Annotated in this window: 13 protein-coding genes and 1 pseudogene; 7 read left to right on the top strand and 7 right to left on the bottom strand. The window is 71.2% G+C overall.

Going from position 1 to position 14,226, the window contains the following annotated elements:
• Positions 1 to 110: 110 nt before the first annotated feature.
• Positions 111 to 326 (bottom strand): hypothetical protein, encoded by a 216-nt coding sequence (locus OG598_RS31690; protein ID WP_181518366.1) that lies wholly within the window; start codon positions 324 to 326, stop codon positions 111 to 113.
• A gap of 154 nt (positions 327 to 480) precedes the next feature.
• Positions 481 to 2,646 carry an ATP-dependent DNA helicase UvrD2 gene (locus OG598_RS31685; RefSeq protein ID WP_328652250.1) on the bottom strand — a complete coding sequence of 722 codons (2,166 nt, stop codon included), beginning with the start codon at positions 2,644 to 2,646 and terminating at the stop codon, positions 481 to 483.
• 92 nt (positions 2,647 to 2,738) lie between these two features.
• Between OG598_RS31685 and OG598_RS31680 the strand changes: the two genes are divergently transcribed.
• Positions 2,739 to 2,981, top strand: a complete 243-nt coding sequence (locus OG598_RS31680; RefSeq protein WP_030337579.1) for a mycoredoxin — start codon at positions 2,739 to 2,741, stop codon at positions 2,979 to 2,981.
• A gap of 190 nt (positions 2,982 to 3,171) precedes the next feature.
• Here the strand turns inward: OG598_RS31680 and OG598_RS31675 are convergent.
• Positions 3,172 to 4,389: pseudogene (locus tag OG598_RS31675) on the bottom strand (MFS transporter); the annotation flags it as partial.
• 213 nt (positions 4,390 to 4,602) lie between these two features.
• Here OG598_RS31675 and OG598_RS31670 point away from each other — a divergent pair.
• From OG598_RS31670 to OG598_RS31660, 3 genes are all read left to right on the top strand, one after another.
• Positions 4,603 to 5,583: a helix-turn-helix domain-containing protein gene (locus OG598_RS31670; RefSeq protein ID WP_328652249.1), complete on the top strand. Its 981-nt coding sequence runs from the start codon at positions 4,603 to 4,605 to the stop codon at positions 5,581 to 5,583.
• Between the two features lie 74 nt (positions 5,584 to 5,657).
• Complete coding sequence (locus tag OG598_RS31665) at positions 5,658 to 5,897, top strand: DUF397 domain-containing protein (RefSeq protein ID WP_112583698.1); 240 nt, start codon at positions 5,658 to 5,660, stop codon at positions 5,895 to 5,897.
• A 236-nt stretch (positions 5,898 to 6,133) separates the two neighbouring features.
• The gene (locus OG598_RS31660) at positions 6,134 to 6,409 is read left to right on the top strand and encodes a hypothetical protein (protein ID WP_091406149.1); all 276 of its coding nucleotides are present in this window, start codon (positions 6,134 to 6,136) and stop codon (positions 6,407 to 6,409) included.
• A 127-nt stretch (positions 6,410 to 6,536) separates the two neighbouring features.
• Here OG598_RS31660 and nudC read toward each other — a convergent pair whose 3' ends face one another.
• The 4 genes from nudC to OG598_RS31640 all read right to left on the bottom strand — a co-directional run bounded on the left by nudC (position 6,537) and on the right by OG598_RS31640 (position 11,337).
• Positions 6,537 to 7,496 (bottom strand): NAD(+) diphosphatase, encoded by a 960-nt coding sequence (nudC, locus tag OG598_RS31655; RefSeq protein WP_328652248.1) that lies wholly within the window; start codon positions 7,494 to 7,496, stop codon positions 6,537 to 6,539.
• Between the two features lie 67 nt (positions 7,497 to 7,563).
• Positions 7,564 to 8,904: a M16 family metallopeptidase gene (locus OG598_RS31650; RefSeq protein ID WP_328652247.1), complete on the bottom strand. Its 1,341-nt coding sequence runs from the start codon at positions 8,902 to 8,904 to the stop codon at positions 7,564 to 7,566.
• A complete protein-coding gene (locus tag OG598_RS31645; protein ID WP_112672130.1) occupies positions 8,901 to 10,211 on the bottom strand; it encodes a M16 family metallopeptidase in 1,311 nt (436 codons plus the stop codon). Before OG598_RS31645 ends, OG598_RS31650 begins: the two co-directional genes overlap by 4 nt.
• Before the next feature lie 10 nt (positions 10,212 to 10,221).
• Complete coding sequence (locus OG598_RS31640; RefSeq protein ID WP_328652246.1) at positions 10,222 to 11,337, bottom strand: LLM class flavin-dependent oxidoreductase; 1,116 nt, start codon at positions 11,335 to 11,337, stop codon at positions 10,222 to 10,224.
• Positions 11,338 to 11,510: 173 nt separating this feature from the next.
• Between OG598_RS31640 and OG598_RS31635 the strand changes: the two genes are divergently transcribed.
• The 3 genes from OG598_RS31635 to OG598_RS31625 are packed head-to-tail and all read left to right on the top strand — an operon-like array spanning position 11,511 to position 14,225.
• On the top strand, positions 11,511 to 12,575 hold the full coding sequence (locus tag OG598_RS31635; RefSeq protein ID WP_328652245.1) for an ABC transporter substrate-binding protein: 1,065 nt from the start codon (positions 11,511 to 11,513) through the stop codon (positions 12,573 to 12,575).
• Entirely contained in the window at positions 12,572 to 13,351 is a 780-nt protein-coding gene (locus OG598_RS31630; protein WP_112698544.1) for an ABC transporter ATP-binding protein, read from the top strand. The genes OG598_RS31635 and OG598_RS31630 overlap by 4 nt, the downstream gene beginning before the upstream one ends.
• Positions 13,341 to 14,225, top strand: coding sequence for an ABC transporter permease (locus OG598_RS31625; RefSeq protein ID WP_328652244.1), 885 nt, complete (start codon positions 13,341 to 13,343; stop codon positions 14,223 to 14,225). Before OG598_RS31630 ends, OG598_RS31625 begins: the two co-directional genes overlap by 11 nt.
• The last annotated feature ends 1 nt before the right edge of the window (position 14,226 follow it).

The following is a 14,226-nucleotide window of genomic DNA, read 5'->3' as shown; positions in this document are numbered from 1 at the left end:
ACTTCGATCTCGTGGATCGCATTCCGACGTACTTACGGCGGGCAAAAAACTGAGGCCGCGGATCCCGGTAAGCGGGTTCCGCGGCCTCGAGGTGAGCCGGAGTCTGATGGTCAGACCGGTTTACCTCGAGGTGGAACGCCGCGGACATCCATGCGCTTCTTGGCGACCTGGATGCCATTGCCCGTGAAGCCACTGGTCCCCTCGACTCCAGCGGGCGCGACGGTCAGGATCAGCTCGGCCTGAACCTGGTGCACCTGTGGAACCGACGGTCGTGCAGCCGCAAGGGCCACCCGGACAGCCGACAGCGGAGCGCAGACAGACGGCATCGCCGCCAGACGCTCATAGGTGAAGATCTTCACGGGTGCCACCTCCCTCACGTTCCTCGAATCGACTGGACCGACCTCGTGAGCAGCCGGAATGGCGCCGCTCGCGTGGTGTGTCCTGAGGCTATTCCTCGCGCCGGGGCGAGGGCAAACGAATTTACGACGAGATTTCGAAAGTTTTCTCCGGGCAGACATCGTCCACCCCGGCACCGGCCACGAGGGCCAGCACCGACTCTCCGTAGAGACCCAGTTTGCGAGGGCCGATACCGGCGATGGCGATCAACTCCTCCGACCGGCCCGGTCGCCGCTCGGCCAACGCGACAAGCGTCGCGTCGGTGAAGACCACGTAGGCCGGGACCTTCTGCGCACCGGCCACCCGCTGTCGCCACTCGCGCAGCCGTTCGTGCAGCTCATCGTCTATGTCGGACGGGCAGGTGGGGCAACGACCGAGCTTGCGGTCCGGGCCGGCGAGCAGTGTGGCGCCGCAGATCCGGCAGGAGACGATCTGGGTTCGCCGTCGCTCGGGACTGCGGGCCGGACCGGCGCCGCCGGTGGCCCGTTCGGTGCCGCCGGAGCGGTCCAGTTGCGGCAGGAACCGCGACGGCCGCCGCGCCCGTCCGCCCGGCGAGCGCGCGGCGGCGTACGACAGCCACAACCACTCCCGGGCGCGGGTGATCCCGACGTAGAGCAGCCGACGCTCCTCCTCGACCTGTTCGACGGTCTTGGCGTACACGGTGGGCAGGGTGCCCTCGGCGAGGCCGACCAGGAAGACCGCGTCCCACTCCAACCCCTTGGCCGAGTGCAGGGACGCCAGCGTCACCCCGTCCACCGTCGGCACGTGCTGCTGGGCGGCCCGGCGCGCCAACTCCTCGGTGAAGTCGGTGAGGGTGACCGGGCGCTCCACCGAGGCGGCCTCGCCGATCGGCACGACCTCGGGGGTGGCCGCGTACTCCTCGGCGAGCTGGACCAGCGCGGACAGCGCTTCCCACCGCTCGCGGGCGGCGCCGCCGGCCGGGGGCGCGTCCGGGGCCCAGCCGACGGCGGTGAGCGCCTCGACGACGGCGGCCGGCAGCGGTGTCTCCCCCGGGATCGAGCGGGTGGCCGCGCGCAGCGCGACCATCGCCTGGCGCACCTCGGTGCGTTCGAAGAACCGCTCCGCGCCCTGCACGACGTACGGCACCTCGGCCTCGGTGAGCGCCTTCTCGTACGCCTCGGACTGCGCGTTGACGCGGAACAGCACGGCGATCTCCTTCGCCGGCGTGCCCGCGTCGATCAGCGACCGGCAGCGCGCGGCCACCGCGTTCGCCTCGGCCGGCTCGTCGGTGAAGATCCGCAGGTCCGGCTCGGGGCCGGGTGGGCGTTGCCCGCTCAACTCCAGCCGCAGGCGCGCCTCGGTGCCCCGGGCCTGGGAGATCACCGCGTTGGCCAGACCGACCACCTGCGGTGTGGAGCGGTAGTCACGGACCAGCCGGACCACTGTGGCGTTGCGGTGCCGGCGGGGAAAGTCGACAAGGTACGCCGAGGTCGCCCCGGTGAACGAGTAGATCGTCTGGCTGGCGTCGCCGACCACTGTCAGGTCGTTGCGGCCGGCCAGCCAGGCGTCCAGCAACCGCTGCTGGAGTGGGTTGACGTCCTGGTACTCGTCGACCACGAAGTGCCGGTACTGGGTGCGGATCTGCTCGCCGACGTCCGGGTGCTCCTCGATGCCCCACACCGCGGCCCGCAGCATGTCCTCGAAGTCGATCACGCCGTTCGAGCGCTTGAGCTGCTCGTACGCGGTGAACACGTCGGCGACCTTCGTCGGCTCGTGCGGTGTGTCGCGCAGCGCCCGGGCGGCGGCCACCACGTAGTCCGTCGGCTCGACCAGCGACGACTTCGCCCACTCGATCTCGCCGGCCAGGTCGCGGGCGGCGGCCCGGTCGGTACGCAGGCCGACCCGGGCGGCGGCGAGGGTGACCAGTCGTACCTTGCTGTCCAGCAGTTCGGGCATGGCGCGGCCGGCCAGCAGCCGGGGCGCGAAGTACCGCACCTGGCGCAGTGCGGCGGCGTGGAAGGTCCGCGCCTGGACACCGTGCGCCCCGAGCAGGGTGAGACGGTGTCGCATCTCGGCGGCGGCGCGGGCGGTGAAGGTGACAGCGAGCACGTGCCGGGGAGAGATCTCCCCGGAGAGCGCCCGGTGGGCGATTCGGGAGGTGATCGCCCGGGTCTTGCCGGTGCCGGCGCCGGCCAGGATGCAGACCGGGCCGGCAGGTGCGGTCACGGCGGAGCGTTGCTCCGGGTCCAGCCCGGCGAGCACCTGTTCCGACGCTGAGTGAACCACCACAACCAGGAATCATCTCAGCTCCCCCTAGCGTTGCAGCGAACAGCCTCGGCTTGATCCGCAAGCCGCGGCCGGAGCAGTTGGAGGATCCGACCATGCTGACGATGTATTCCACCCCCTGGTGCGGCTACTGCCACCGGCTGAAGTCGCAGCTCGACCGGGAGGGCATCGGGTACGAGGTGGTCGACATCGAGCAGGACCCGAAGGCCGCCGAGTTCGTGATGAGCGTCAACGGCGGTAACCAGACGGTGCCGACGCTGCGCTTCGCCGACGGCAGCGCCCTGACGAATCCCTCGATCACCCAGGTCAAGCAGCACCTGGAGACGCTCAACGCCTGATCTGCCGGTTCATTCTCGGTGCGCGGCCGCCCCACCCGGGGCGGCCGCTCGTCGTGTTCGGCAACGGGTCACGGTGGCCACTGTCGGTGGGTGCCGGACGCCCGGGTCGGTCGGCGTCCTCGGCCGGACGGCGGGGTGTCGGAAGCCCCTGTCGGTCGGCGTCCTCGGCCGGACGGCGGGGTGCCGGGAGCGTCGGGCGGGTGGGCGGCGTCGGCGGGCGGGCCCCGGCCGGCGCGCTCAGGTGCCGGCCCCGCCACAGGTAGCTGCCGGCGGCGAGGGTGGCCACCCCGACCAGCGCGAACAGCAGCCGGTAGTCCAGGAACCCGACCAGCAGGGCACCCGCCCCGATGGAGACCGCCTGCGGCCCGCTGACCACCGCCTGGGTGGCAGCGGCGACTCGCCCGACCAGCGACGGCGGCGTGCGTCGCTGGATCAGCGTGTGCAGACCCACCATCGTCAGCGGGAGCGAGACCCCGGCCAGCAGCACCGCCGCGAACCCGAGCCACAGATCGGGGAACGCGAGCACGAGCGCGGCCGGGGAGAAGAAGGCGACTCCGGCGGCCAGCGTGCCGACCTCTCCGAGCCGGCGGACCAGCGTCGGTGAGCAGAGTCCACCGAGCAACCCACCGATGCCCTGCACGGTGACCAGCACCCCCACGAACGCGGCATCCCGGTTCAGCCCCTGGTCGACGTAGGCGAAGATGAGCGACTCGCTGAAGCCCATCACCAGTGACCCGAGCCCGTAGCCGAGCAGGGCCCGTCGCAGGGCCGGCTCGCCGGCCAGGTGCCGCAGACCGGCGCCCAGTTCGGCCGGCCACCGCAGTCGTACGGCCGGTGGCAGCTGTTGCGGGGTGGGCAGCGCGGTGACCACCGCCGCCGCGGTCAGAAATCCGACCATGCCGATTCCGGCCAGCACCCACCCGCCGAGCGCCGCGTAGAGCGCCGCGCCCACCAGCGGGCCGACCAGTCGGATCCCCTGACGTACGGTCTGGAGCACGCCGTTCGCATCGGCCAGCAACTCGACCGGCACCATCTCGCGGATGAGACCGCTGAGCGCCGCCCCGAGCGTGATGGACGAGAGCCCGTACAGGGCGGCCACCAGGTAGACGACCCAGACGTCGCCCGCGTCGCGGACGGTGAACAACGGGGCGAGCAGGGCTGCGGTCAGCACGTTCGCGGCCACGAAGAACGGTCGGCGCGGGTAGCGGTCGACGACCCAGCCGACCAGCGGCGCCAGCGTCATCGGCGCGATGACCGCGAAGATCGTGGCACCGGCCAACCCGTTCGAGCCGGTCAGATCCTTGACCCAGATGGCGAGTGCGAGCAGCAGGATCGACTCGGCGGTCATGCTGGCCAGCAGGCCGCCGAAGAGCAGGCGGAAGTCGGGTCGGCGCAGGATCGTGCGCATGGGTCCCTCCGGCGGGATGGCTGCCCAGGTGGGCGAGGTCGACGGGCCGCGACCGCGGGTCCGTCGTCATCCGGCATTCCCGTGGTGCGATTTTCGCAAGACACGCCCTCGCCGGAACCTCCGACACCGGTCGCGCCGTCCATACTGACCGTGGGGGGCGAATTTCATACAGTTACCGTCGCGTCTGCGGCGGTCGACGGGAAAGAGGACACTGTGCCTCCTGCCGCACCCAGCCCGATCCTGCGTCGTCGCCGGTTGGGCGTCGAGCTGCGCCGCCTACGTGAGGCCGCGGGCCTCACCGGCGATCAGGTCATCGAGCGTATCGGTTGGGCCTCCGCGTCCAAACTGTCCCGCTTGGAGAACGGCCGCAGCCGACCGGACCCGCAGGACGTCGGCGACCTGCTCGACCTCTACGGCGCCGACCCGGCGCTGCACGACGAGCTGCTGGGCATCACCAACGAGGCCGGCGACATGCGCGGCTGGTTGAAGAACTTCCCGGTGATGACGCAGCAACAGCGCGGTTGGGCCGAGTTGGAGGCGGGCTGCGCGGAGATCTCCGAGTACAACCCGGTGCTGGTGCCGGGCCTGTTGCAGACCCCCGGGTACGCCCAGCTCCGGATCGTGTCGGCCCGGCAGGTGAACGCGGGCGCGGGCGAGCCGGAGCCCGGCGACGAGCCGGAGACCGAGGTGCAGGCGCGGTTGGCCCGCCAGTCGCTGCTGACCCGCGAGCCGCACGCTCCCCGCTACACCGCCGTGTTGGAGGAGGCGGCTCTCGGCCGCCGGGCCGGGCCACCGGAGGTGCTGCACGAACAGCTGCTCCAGCTCTGCGAGCTGGCACTGCTGCCCAACGTGGCCCTGCACGTGCTGCCCCGGGACACCCAGATCGGCAATTGGTTCCTTCCGCCGACCGCCTTCTCGGTCTATCGGTTCGCCGATCCCCTCGATCCGGAGACATTGGCCATCGAAGGTGGCTTCACCGACGTCATGTCGACCGAGTCAATCACGCTAAATCGCTATAAAGTGGTGTTCGAGTGGCTATGCACGGCGGCACTTAACGCCTCGGACACCCTCTCCTGGCTGATCGAGGCGGCGGGACGGCTGACCGAGGCGACGCCCCCATCCACAGTGGCGTTCGGGCCGGCAACGGCGCCGGCCCAACGCCGCCGGGAATCAGGGCGACTGACGGACCGGTGATCCACGGGGGACCCTCCGTCGGTACGTGCGGCACCACTCGTCCCATCGGATCGCTGCACATCAGGAGCAGAACCATGAACGAAATCCGCAACACGCCGTCCGTCTCCGCCCACTCGTTGGCGGACGCCCCGTGGCGTACCAGCACACGCAGCCAGACCTCCAACTGCGTGGAGGTCGCCCCACTGGCCACCGGCCCGTCGGCGGTCGCCCTGCGCGACAGCAAGGACCGGGGCGGCCCGGTGCTGCTGTTCAACCGCGCGGGATGGCTCGGTTTCATCACCGGGGCGAAGAAGGGCCAGTTCGATCTGAACTGATTCGGTGACTGGCACGGGGCCGTCGGCGCACTGCCGGCGGCCCCGTCGCGTCGTACCCGCCGACTCCGTCGCTTTGCGACCCGGCGACCCTGCTGAGCAGCCATCCGCCGATCGGACGAGGCTCGAAACCGATAGGCGCGTTTCAGTTGCTGGGACGAACACGGGGCGTAACATGACCCTCGAGTACGTGGAACTTCCACACTGGCTCATCCGTCGCGGTTCATCCGGAGACCCTCATGCGGTTCCTGATCGTTCGCACCGACATCCGCGCCGTCGCTGACGGGGACATCGCCGCTGCCTGGGCGGACGGCCACCGACTTCGCGACGAGACGACCACGCCCGAGCCGCGCCGGCAGATCGTGCACGCCGAGGACCGGGACGCCGCGCTGCTGCTGGCCCGGGCCCTGGCCACCGTCGGCGCGGTCCGTGCCGGCAAACAACGGGTCAAGGTCCTCCCGCTGATCGAGTCGCGGCCCGCCTTCCGACACAGACCGGGCCGCACCGGCACCTGATTTCACAGGTCGTCCGTCGTGGTCGGACCGGCTCCCCCGCCGCGTTACTCGCACCCGCCGACCACGACGGCCCGTGTTCCCGGCCCGTGACCGCCGCGGCAACGGCGGCCACGGGTCGGGACCGTGCTCAGCGGTCGGCGTCCACCCAGCCGTCCAGCCAACGGTGGATGAGGAACAGCGCGATCGACGACGGAGGCGGCAGGATCAGTCGGGCCCCGTCGCCCACGTCCACCGTCTGCCCGGCCAACGCCGCCCCGATCTCCCGGCGGGAGAACCACCTGGCGTACGCGATCTCGGACGGGTCGACCCGCACCGGCTCGGTCGGGTTCGCGGTGGCCAGGAAGCCCAGCATCAGCGAGCCGGGGAACGGCCAGGCCTGGCTGCCCACGTACCCGATGCGCTCGACCCCGATGCCCACCTCCTCGCGGACCTCGCGCAGCACGGCCGCCTCCGCCGACTCCCCCGGCTCCACGTAGCCGGCCAGGCAGGAGTAGCGACGACCACCCGGAGTGCCCTGCCAGCCGGCATTGTTGCCGAGTAGGCAGCGGCCGTCCGGGCCGTCCACGCCGTCGTGGACGAGCACGATCATCGCCGGGTCGGTACGCGGCCAGATCCGCCCACCATTGCGGTCCACCCTCGACCAACCCGCCTCGTCCATCGCGGTCGGCGCACCGGTGCTCGTCGAGTAACCGTGTCGGGTGTGCCAGTTGACCAGTGCCAACGCGGTGGTGAAGATGCCGGCCTCCCGGTCGGCGAGCAGGTGACCCACCTCCCGGAGGTGGACCGCCCGGGTCCCCGGGATCGCCGGAAGCGGCGCGTCGACAGCGAAGACCGGCACCCCGTCCGGCTCGACACCCAGGAACATCGCCATCGACTCCGACCCGGAAGGCACGTCAGCCGCCCCGAACAGCACCAACGTCGGAGGCGACGTCTCGGTGCGGGCCAGCGTCCGACCCTCGTCGGTCGAGTCGAGCAGCAGCACCCGGGCGCGCAACCACGCCTCGGTCAGCCACTGCGAGTCACCCCGCCGGTGCGCGGCCCGATCCAGCGTGGACCGCGCCAACGGCGGCGCCGCCTCCCCGCTCACGCCGCCGCTCCGCTGCTGAGCCCCATGGTTCGCTCACTCCGCTCGCTCACGCCAGCGCTCCGCTCGCTCACGCCTTCTGCTCAGTGACAGTGGTCAGCGCGGCCAGCCCCGGGGTGACCCGATCCGCGTCGCCGAGCACCACTATCGCCGCCCGGGCCGGGGCCAGGTAGCGGGCCGCCGCCTGCGCGACGTCGTCGATGCTCGCCTTCGCCAACCTCGCCGCGTACTCGGCGAGGAAGTCCAGGCGCAGGCCGTTGCCGGCGTACGCGCTGGTCAACGCCGCCAACCCGGCCTGCGTGGACATGCCGAGCTGGAGGGTGCCCAGGGCGTACTGCCGGGCCTGCTCCAACTCCTCGGGCTTCGGCGGAAGCGACGCCAACCGACCCAGCTCGTACGTCGTCTCCAGCAGCGCCGGGCCGGTGACCTCGGTGGCCACGTCCGCGGCGGCGACCAGCACCGACCCGGCGACGGAGTGCTCGATCACCGAGTGCGGGCCGTACGTGTAGCCCTTGTCCTCGCGGATGTTCTCCACCCACCGGGAGGAGAAGTAGCCGCCGAAGATCAGGTTCGCGAGTTGCAGCGGGGCGTGGTCCGGGTCGGTGCGCGACACCGCCGGCAGCGCGATCCGCAGCGAGGACTGCACCGAGCCGGGCCGGTCGACCAGCAGCAGCGGCCCCGGCTCCAGCGGCGGGGTCGCCGGCAACTCGGCCACACGCCCGGCACCCGACCAGCCGCCGAGCGCCCGCTCGGCCGCGTCCAGTGCCTTCTCCGGCTGTACGTCACCGACCAGCACCAACTGCGCGCCGGTCGGGTGGACCCGCTCCGAGTGCAGGGTGCGCAGCGCCGCCGGTCGCACGGCACGGATCTGGCCGGGCTCCGGCGTCTGCGTCGCGTACGGGTGCCGGCCGTAGATCCGCTTGAGCAGCGCCTCCCGGGCCAGGTGCGAAGGCTGGCTCTGCGCCACCTGGATCCGGTCGACCAGCCGGTCCCGTTCGGTGGCCACCTCGTCACCGGGGTAGCTGGCGCCGGTCAGCACCTCGGCCAGCAGCTCCAGCATCCGGTCCAGACCGGTGACCAGGCCGGCGCCGGAGAGCATCAGCCGGTCCGGGTCGACGCCCGCGGAGAGCCCGCCGCCCACCTTCTGCAACTCGGCGGCGATCTGCACGCTGGTCATCGACTCGGTGCCGGAGAGCATCGTCTGCGAGAGCATCGCGCCGCGGGCCAGGTGGACCCGGCCGAACGGCACCCAGAGCCGCAGTTCGACAAGGGGTACGGCAGGCCGGCGTACGGCGATCACGGTGAGACCGTTGCGCAGCGTGCGCTCGGCCTGCTTGGGCACCTTGAGCTTGCGGGTTGGCCCGAGCGGCGGCAGCGTACGCGGCCCGACCTGAGCAGTGGTGGTCGTCATCGGGCGCCTCCGGCAATGACCTCGATGGCGGCCCGGCGCTCCGGGCGCACTGTGGCGGCGGCGGCCCGGACCTGCTCCTCGGTGACCTCGCCGACCAGCCGGGGCAGTTCGTTGAGCAGACCCGGTTCACCGCGTTGCTGCTCCAGCACTGCCATCCGCAGCGCCCGACCGAGCACCGCGTCGGTGTCCCGCAGCAGGTGGGTCGCCATCCGGGCCTGGGTGCGGGCCAGCTCGCCGTCGGTCAGACCGTCGGTGGCCAGCCGGTCCAGCTCCTCGTCGATGGTGCGCAGCACCTTGTCCACATCGCCACCGGGCGGCAGGTGCGCCTGCAACAGCAGCGCGGTGGGGTCACGGACGTCGAACGGGTCGCCCATGAAACCGAGGTATCCGCCGAGGCTGGTCACCGTGCGGTCCCGCTGCACCAGTCGTTCGACCAGCCGCGACGCGTCGCCGTCGGTGAGCACCTCGGCCAGCACCACGTACGGCAGGTAGCCGGCGAAGTCGGTGACCGGGTCGGGCACGCGCCAGGCGCCGGCCACCGCCGGCAGCGGCGCCAGGGCATCGGTGTACGAGGTGCGCCGCTCGGCGCTCAGGTCGGGCTCGGTGAAGTCGGGCCGTTGCGGTGCCGGCCGGGCCGGTACGTCGCCGAAGTGTCGGGTGACCAGCTCGGTCGCCTCGGCCACGTCGATGTCCCCGCTGACGGCCAGCACGGCGTTGCCGCTGGCGTAGTAGCGGCGGAAGAAGTCCGCGGCGTCGGCGACGGTCGCCGACTCCAGGTCGTCGAAGGAGCCGTAGCCGTCGTGGGCGTTCGGGAAGGTGTCGAACATGACCGGCGGCAGAGTCAGCCAGGGAAAGCCGCCGTACGGACGGTTGAGGACGTTGACCCGGATCTCCTCCTTGACCACGTCGACCTGGTTGCGCAGGTTCTCCTCGGTCAGCCGGGGCCCACGCATCCGGTCCGCCTCCAGGAACAGCGCGCGCTCCAGCGCGTTGCTCGGCAGCGTCTCGAAGTAGTCGGTGTAGTCCAGGTGGGTGGAGCCGTTGAAGGTGCCACCCGCGCCCTGCACGTGCCGGAAGTGGGCCAGCTTCTCCAGGTTCTCCGAGCCCTGGAACATCAGGTGCTCGAAGAGGTGGGCGAAGCCGGTACGCCCCTCCGGCTCCGAGCGGATGCCGACGTCGTAGACCACCGCCACCCCGATCACCGGGGCACTGCGATCGGGGGTGAGCACCACCCGCAGGCCGTTGTCGAGGGTGAACCGCTCGACCGGATACTTCGTCGCTGGAATTCTGGATCTCCGCGCCGCCACGGAGTCGACCCTAGCGCGTCGACACCTCCGCCACCCGCGACCTTCCCGGAGCCGCCGCGACCGGGGCCGTCACCAAAGGCAGCACCTCGGCGCCGACCCGCTCGGCCTCCTCGCGGTGCGGCCAGCCGGAGAGGATGAACTCGTCGACGCCGAGCGCGGCGTACTCGTCGATGCGTGCCGCGACCTCGGCGTAGCTGCCGACCAGCGCGGTGCCGGCGCCCTCGCGGACCAGGCCGACGCCGGCCCAGAGGTTCGGTGCGACGGTGAGCCCGTCGGTGCGGCCGGCGTTCAGCGCGGCCATCCGGGCCTGACCCACCGAGTCCATCCGGTGGAACCGGGCCTGGGCGGCGGCGATCCGCTCCGGGCTCATCCCGGCCAGCAGCCGGTCGGCCTCGGCCCACGCCTCGGCGCTGGTCGGGCGGGCGATGACGTGCAGCCGGAGGCCCGTGCGCAGGGTACGGCGCTGCTCGGCGGCGAGCGCTCGGACCCGGGCGACCCGGGCCGCGATGGACGTCGGTGGTTCACCCCACATCAGGTACACGTCGGCCTGCCGGGCGGCCACCGTCTCGGCAGCCGGGGACGCGCCGCCGAAGTAGACCGGCGGCGGCGCGGCGAGTGGGGTGGCCAGGCCGCCGCCGTCGACCCGGTAGTGCTTTCCGGCGTAGTCGAACGGTCCGCCGGCCCAGGCGCGGCGGAGCACCTCGACGAACTCGCCGGTGCGCGCGTAGCGGTCGTCGTGCCCGAGGAAGTCGCCGTACGCCCGCTGCTCGGCCGGGTCGCCCCCGGTCACGATGTTGAGCGACAGCCGGCCACCCGAGACTGCTTGGAACGCCTCGGCCTGCTGGGCGATCAGGGTGGGCAGCGCGAAACCGGCCCGGACCGCGACCAGCATGCCGAGCCGCTCGGTGTGCTGGGCGACCGCCGCGCAGACGATCCACGGGTCGGGGCAGCCGGCGCCGACCGGGGTGAGAACGGCGGTGAACCCGTTGGTCTCGGCGGCCCGGCCAACCTCGGCCAGGTAGGCCACTGTCGCGGCCCGGTCGTGCCTCGCGGCGCCCGCGGTGACTGTGGCGGCACCGACCTGGTCGCCGTCGCCGGAGGTGGGCAGGAACCAGTGGAAGGTCATCGCGAAGTCGCCTCTCTGCCGGTGACCGAATGCCGATTACCCTAGCAAGCTGGTAGGAAATGCCGACATAACTGAGACGCGCCATCCCGCCATGTGGATGGGCCTTGACGCTGACCGCAGCCTGGCCCACTCTTCCTACCAACTAAGTAGGAATACTGCGGATTGGATGGACGATGAGACGGCTCCCCCTGCGCCGGATGGTCACCCTGGCCACCCTCGCCGTGGTAGGCGCGGCGACCCTGGGCAGCACCGCCGCGTGCGGCGACGACAGTGAGGGCGCGGGCGGCAGCTCCGGCCCGGTGACGCTGCGCCTCGGCTACTTCCCCAACATCACCCACGCGCCGGCGGTCGTCGGCGTGGAAAAGGGCATCTTCGCGGAGAAGCTCGGCACCAACGTCAAGCTGGACCCGAAGACCTTCAACGCCGGCCCGGCCGCCATCGAGGCGGTCTTCTCCGGCGCGCTGGACGCCACCTACATCGGTCCGAACCCGACGGTGAACGCCTTCTCCAAGTCCAAGGGCGAGGCCGTCCGGGTCGTCTCCGGCGCGGCGTCCGGCGGCGTGGCGCTCGTGGTCAAGCCCGGCATCACCGGTGCGCAGGACCTGAAGGGAAAGAAGATCGCCACCCCACAGCTGGGCAACACCCAGGACGTGGCGATCCGGTACTGGCTCAAGCAGCAGGGCCTCACCACCACCAAGGAGGGTGGCGGTGACGTCAAGATCGTGCCGCAGGAGAACGCCCAGACGGTCGAGACGTTCAACAGCGGCGCGATCGACGGCGCGTGGGTGCCCGAGCCGTTCGTCTCCCGCCTGGTCAACGCCGGCGGCAAGGTGCTCGTCGACGAGCGCGACCTGTGGCCGGACAAGAAGTTCGTCATCACCAACCTGCTGGTGAGCACGAAGTTCCTCAAGGCACACCCGGACGTGGTGCAGAAGCTGGTGGACGGCCAGGTGGCCGCCAACGAGTTCGTCAACAGCAAGCCCGACGAGGCGCAGCAGGCCATCTCCGACGCGATCGGCAAGATCACCGGCAAGCCGCTGGACCTGAAGCTGATCAAGCAGGCGTGGCCGACGTTGGAGTTCACGAACGACCCGATCTCGTCCTCCCTGAAGGCCGGGCTCGACCACGCCGTCGACGTCGGGCTGACCGAGCCGGTCGACCTCAAGGGCCTGTACGACCTGAAGTACCTCAACAACGCGCTCAAGGCGCAGGGCAAGGCCGAGGTCGTCCAGCCATGACGTCGACCACGACGACGCCGCAGAGCGCGACCACCGCGGTCGCGCTCTCCGGCGTGACCAAGGTGTACGGGCGCGGGGCGAACGCCGTCCTGGCCCTGGACGGCGTCTCGCTGAACGTCGCGCCCGGCGAGTTCGTCTGCCTGGTCGGCGCATCCGGCTGCGGCAAGAGCACCCTGCTCAACCTGGTGGCCGGGCTGGACCGGGTCAGCGGCGGGCAGATCACCCTGGCCGGCGACGCCAACCCGGGCCTGATGTTCCAGGAGCCGGCGCTCTTTCCGTGGCTGACCGTCGACGCCAATGTGGAGGTGCCCCTCAAGCTGCGTCGGCTCCCCCGGGCCCAACGCCGTGAGCGGGTGGCCGAGCTGCTGCGCACGGTGCACCTTGCCGACTTCGGCCGCAAGCGCCCGCACGAGCTCTCCGGCGGAATGCGGCAACGGGTCGCGCTCGCCCGCACGCTGGCCCTGGACACTCCGGTGCTGCTGATGGACGAGCCGTTCGGCGCGCTGGACGCGATGACCCGGGACATCCTGCACGACGAGCTGGAACGGATCTGGTCCGAGCGCAAGCTCTCGGTGCTCTTCGTGACGCACAACGTCCGCGAGGCGGCCCGGCTGGCCGACCGGATCATCCTGCTCTCCAGCCGACCCGGCCGGATCATCTACTCCACCGAGGTGAACATCCCGCGCCCTCGCCGGATCGACTCCCCCGAGGTCGCCGCCATCGCCGCCGAGGTCACCGAGCGGCTCCGTACGGAGGTGGGCCGCCATGGCCAGTGACACCCTCACCAGTTCGGCGCGTAGCGACGCGGAGATCACCGGCCTCGACGCGCTGGAGATCGCAGGCCGGGACAAGGAGGTCTCCCGGGGCGCCCGGATCTGGGCGGCCACCTGGCCCAAGCTCGCCGCGCTGGCCATCGCCATTGGCATCTGGCAGGCCGTGGTCTGGACCGGGTGGAAGGACCCGTGGGCCCTGCCTGGCCCGGGGCCGGTCTTCGCCGACCTCGCCGACTACTTCCTGAGTCAAGCGCTCTGGGACGGGCTGGCCACCACGGCACGGCGTGCGGTGATCGGCTTTGCCGCCGCAGTGGCCGTCGGGCTGCTGCTCGGCCTCGGCGTCTCTCGGTCGAAGGTGCTCCGGGCCGCCATCGGGTCCATGATCACGGCACTGCAGACGATGCCGTCGATTGCCTGGTTCCCCCTGGCGATCCTGCTGTTCGAACTCAGCGAACAGGCGATCTTCTTCGTGGTGGTGCTCGGCGCCGCGCCGTCCATCGCCAACGGTGTCATCCATGGCGTGGACTACGTCCCGCCGCTGCTGCAGCGCGCCGGCCGCAACCTGGGTGCCCGAGGTCTGAACCTGTACCGGTACGTCATCGCGCCAGCCGCGCTGCCCGCGATCGTCGCCGGCCTCAAGCAGGGCTGGGCCTTCGCGTGGCGCAGTCTGATGGCCGGTGAGTTGCTCGTGGTCATCGCCGCGCGAACGTCGATCGGCGCTCAGCTCACCTACGCGAGGGATTTCTCGGACGCGGAACGACTGATGGCCATCATGATCGTCATCCTGGTCGTCGGGCTTCTCGTGGACACCGCGTTCGGCGCTGCGGACAAGGCGATCAGGCGCCGCTGGGGCGTACTGGACCAGGCTGGTCAGTGAC

It is taken from the genome of Micromonospora sp. NBC_00330 (assembly GCF_036136635.1).
GTDB classification, from domain to species: domain Bacteria; phylum Actinomycetota; class Actinomycetes; order Mycobacteriales; family Micromonosporaceae; genus Micromonospora; species Micromonospora salmantinae.
This window is presented reverse-complemented; position numbering and strand designations above follow the sequence as displayed.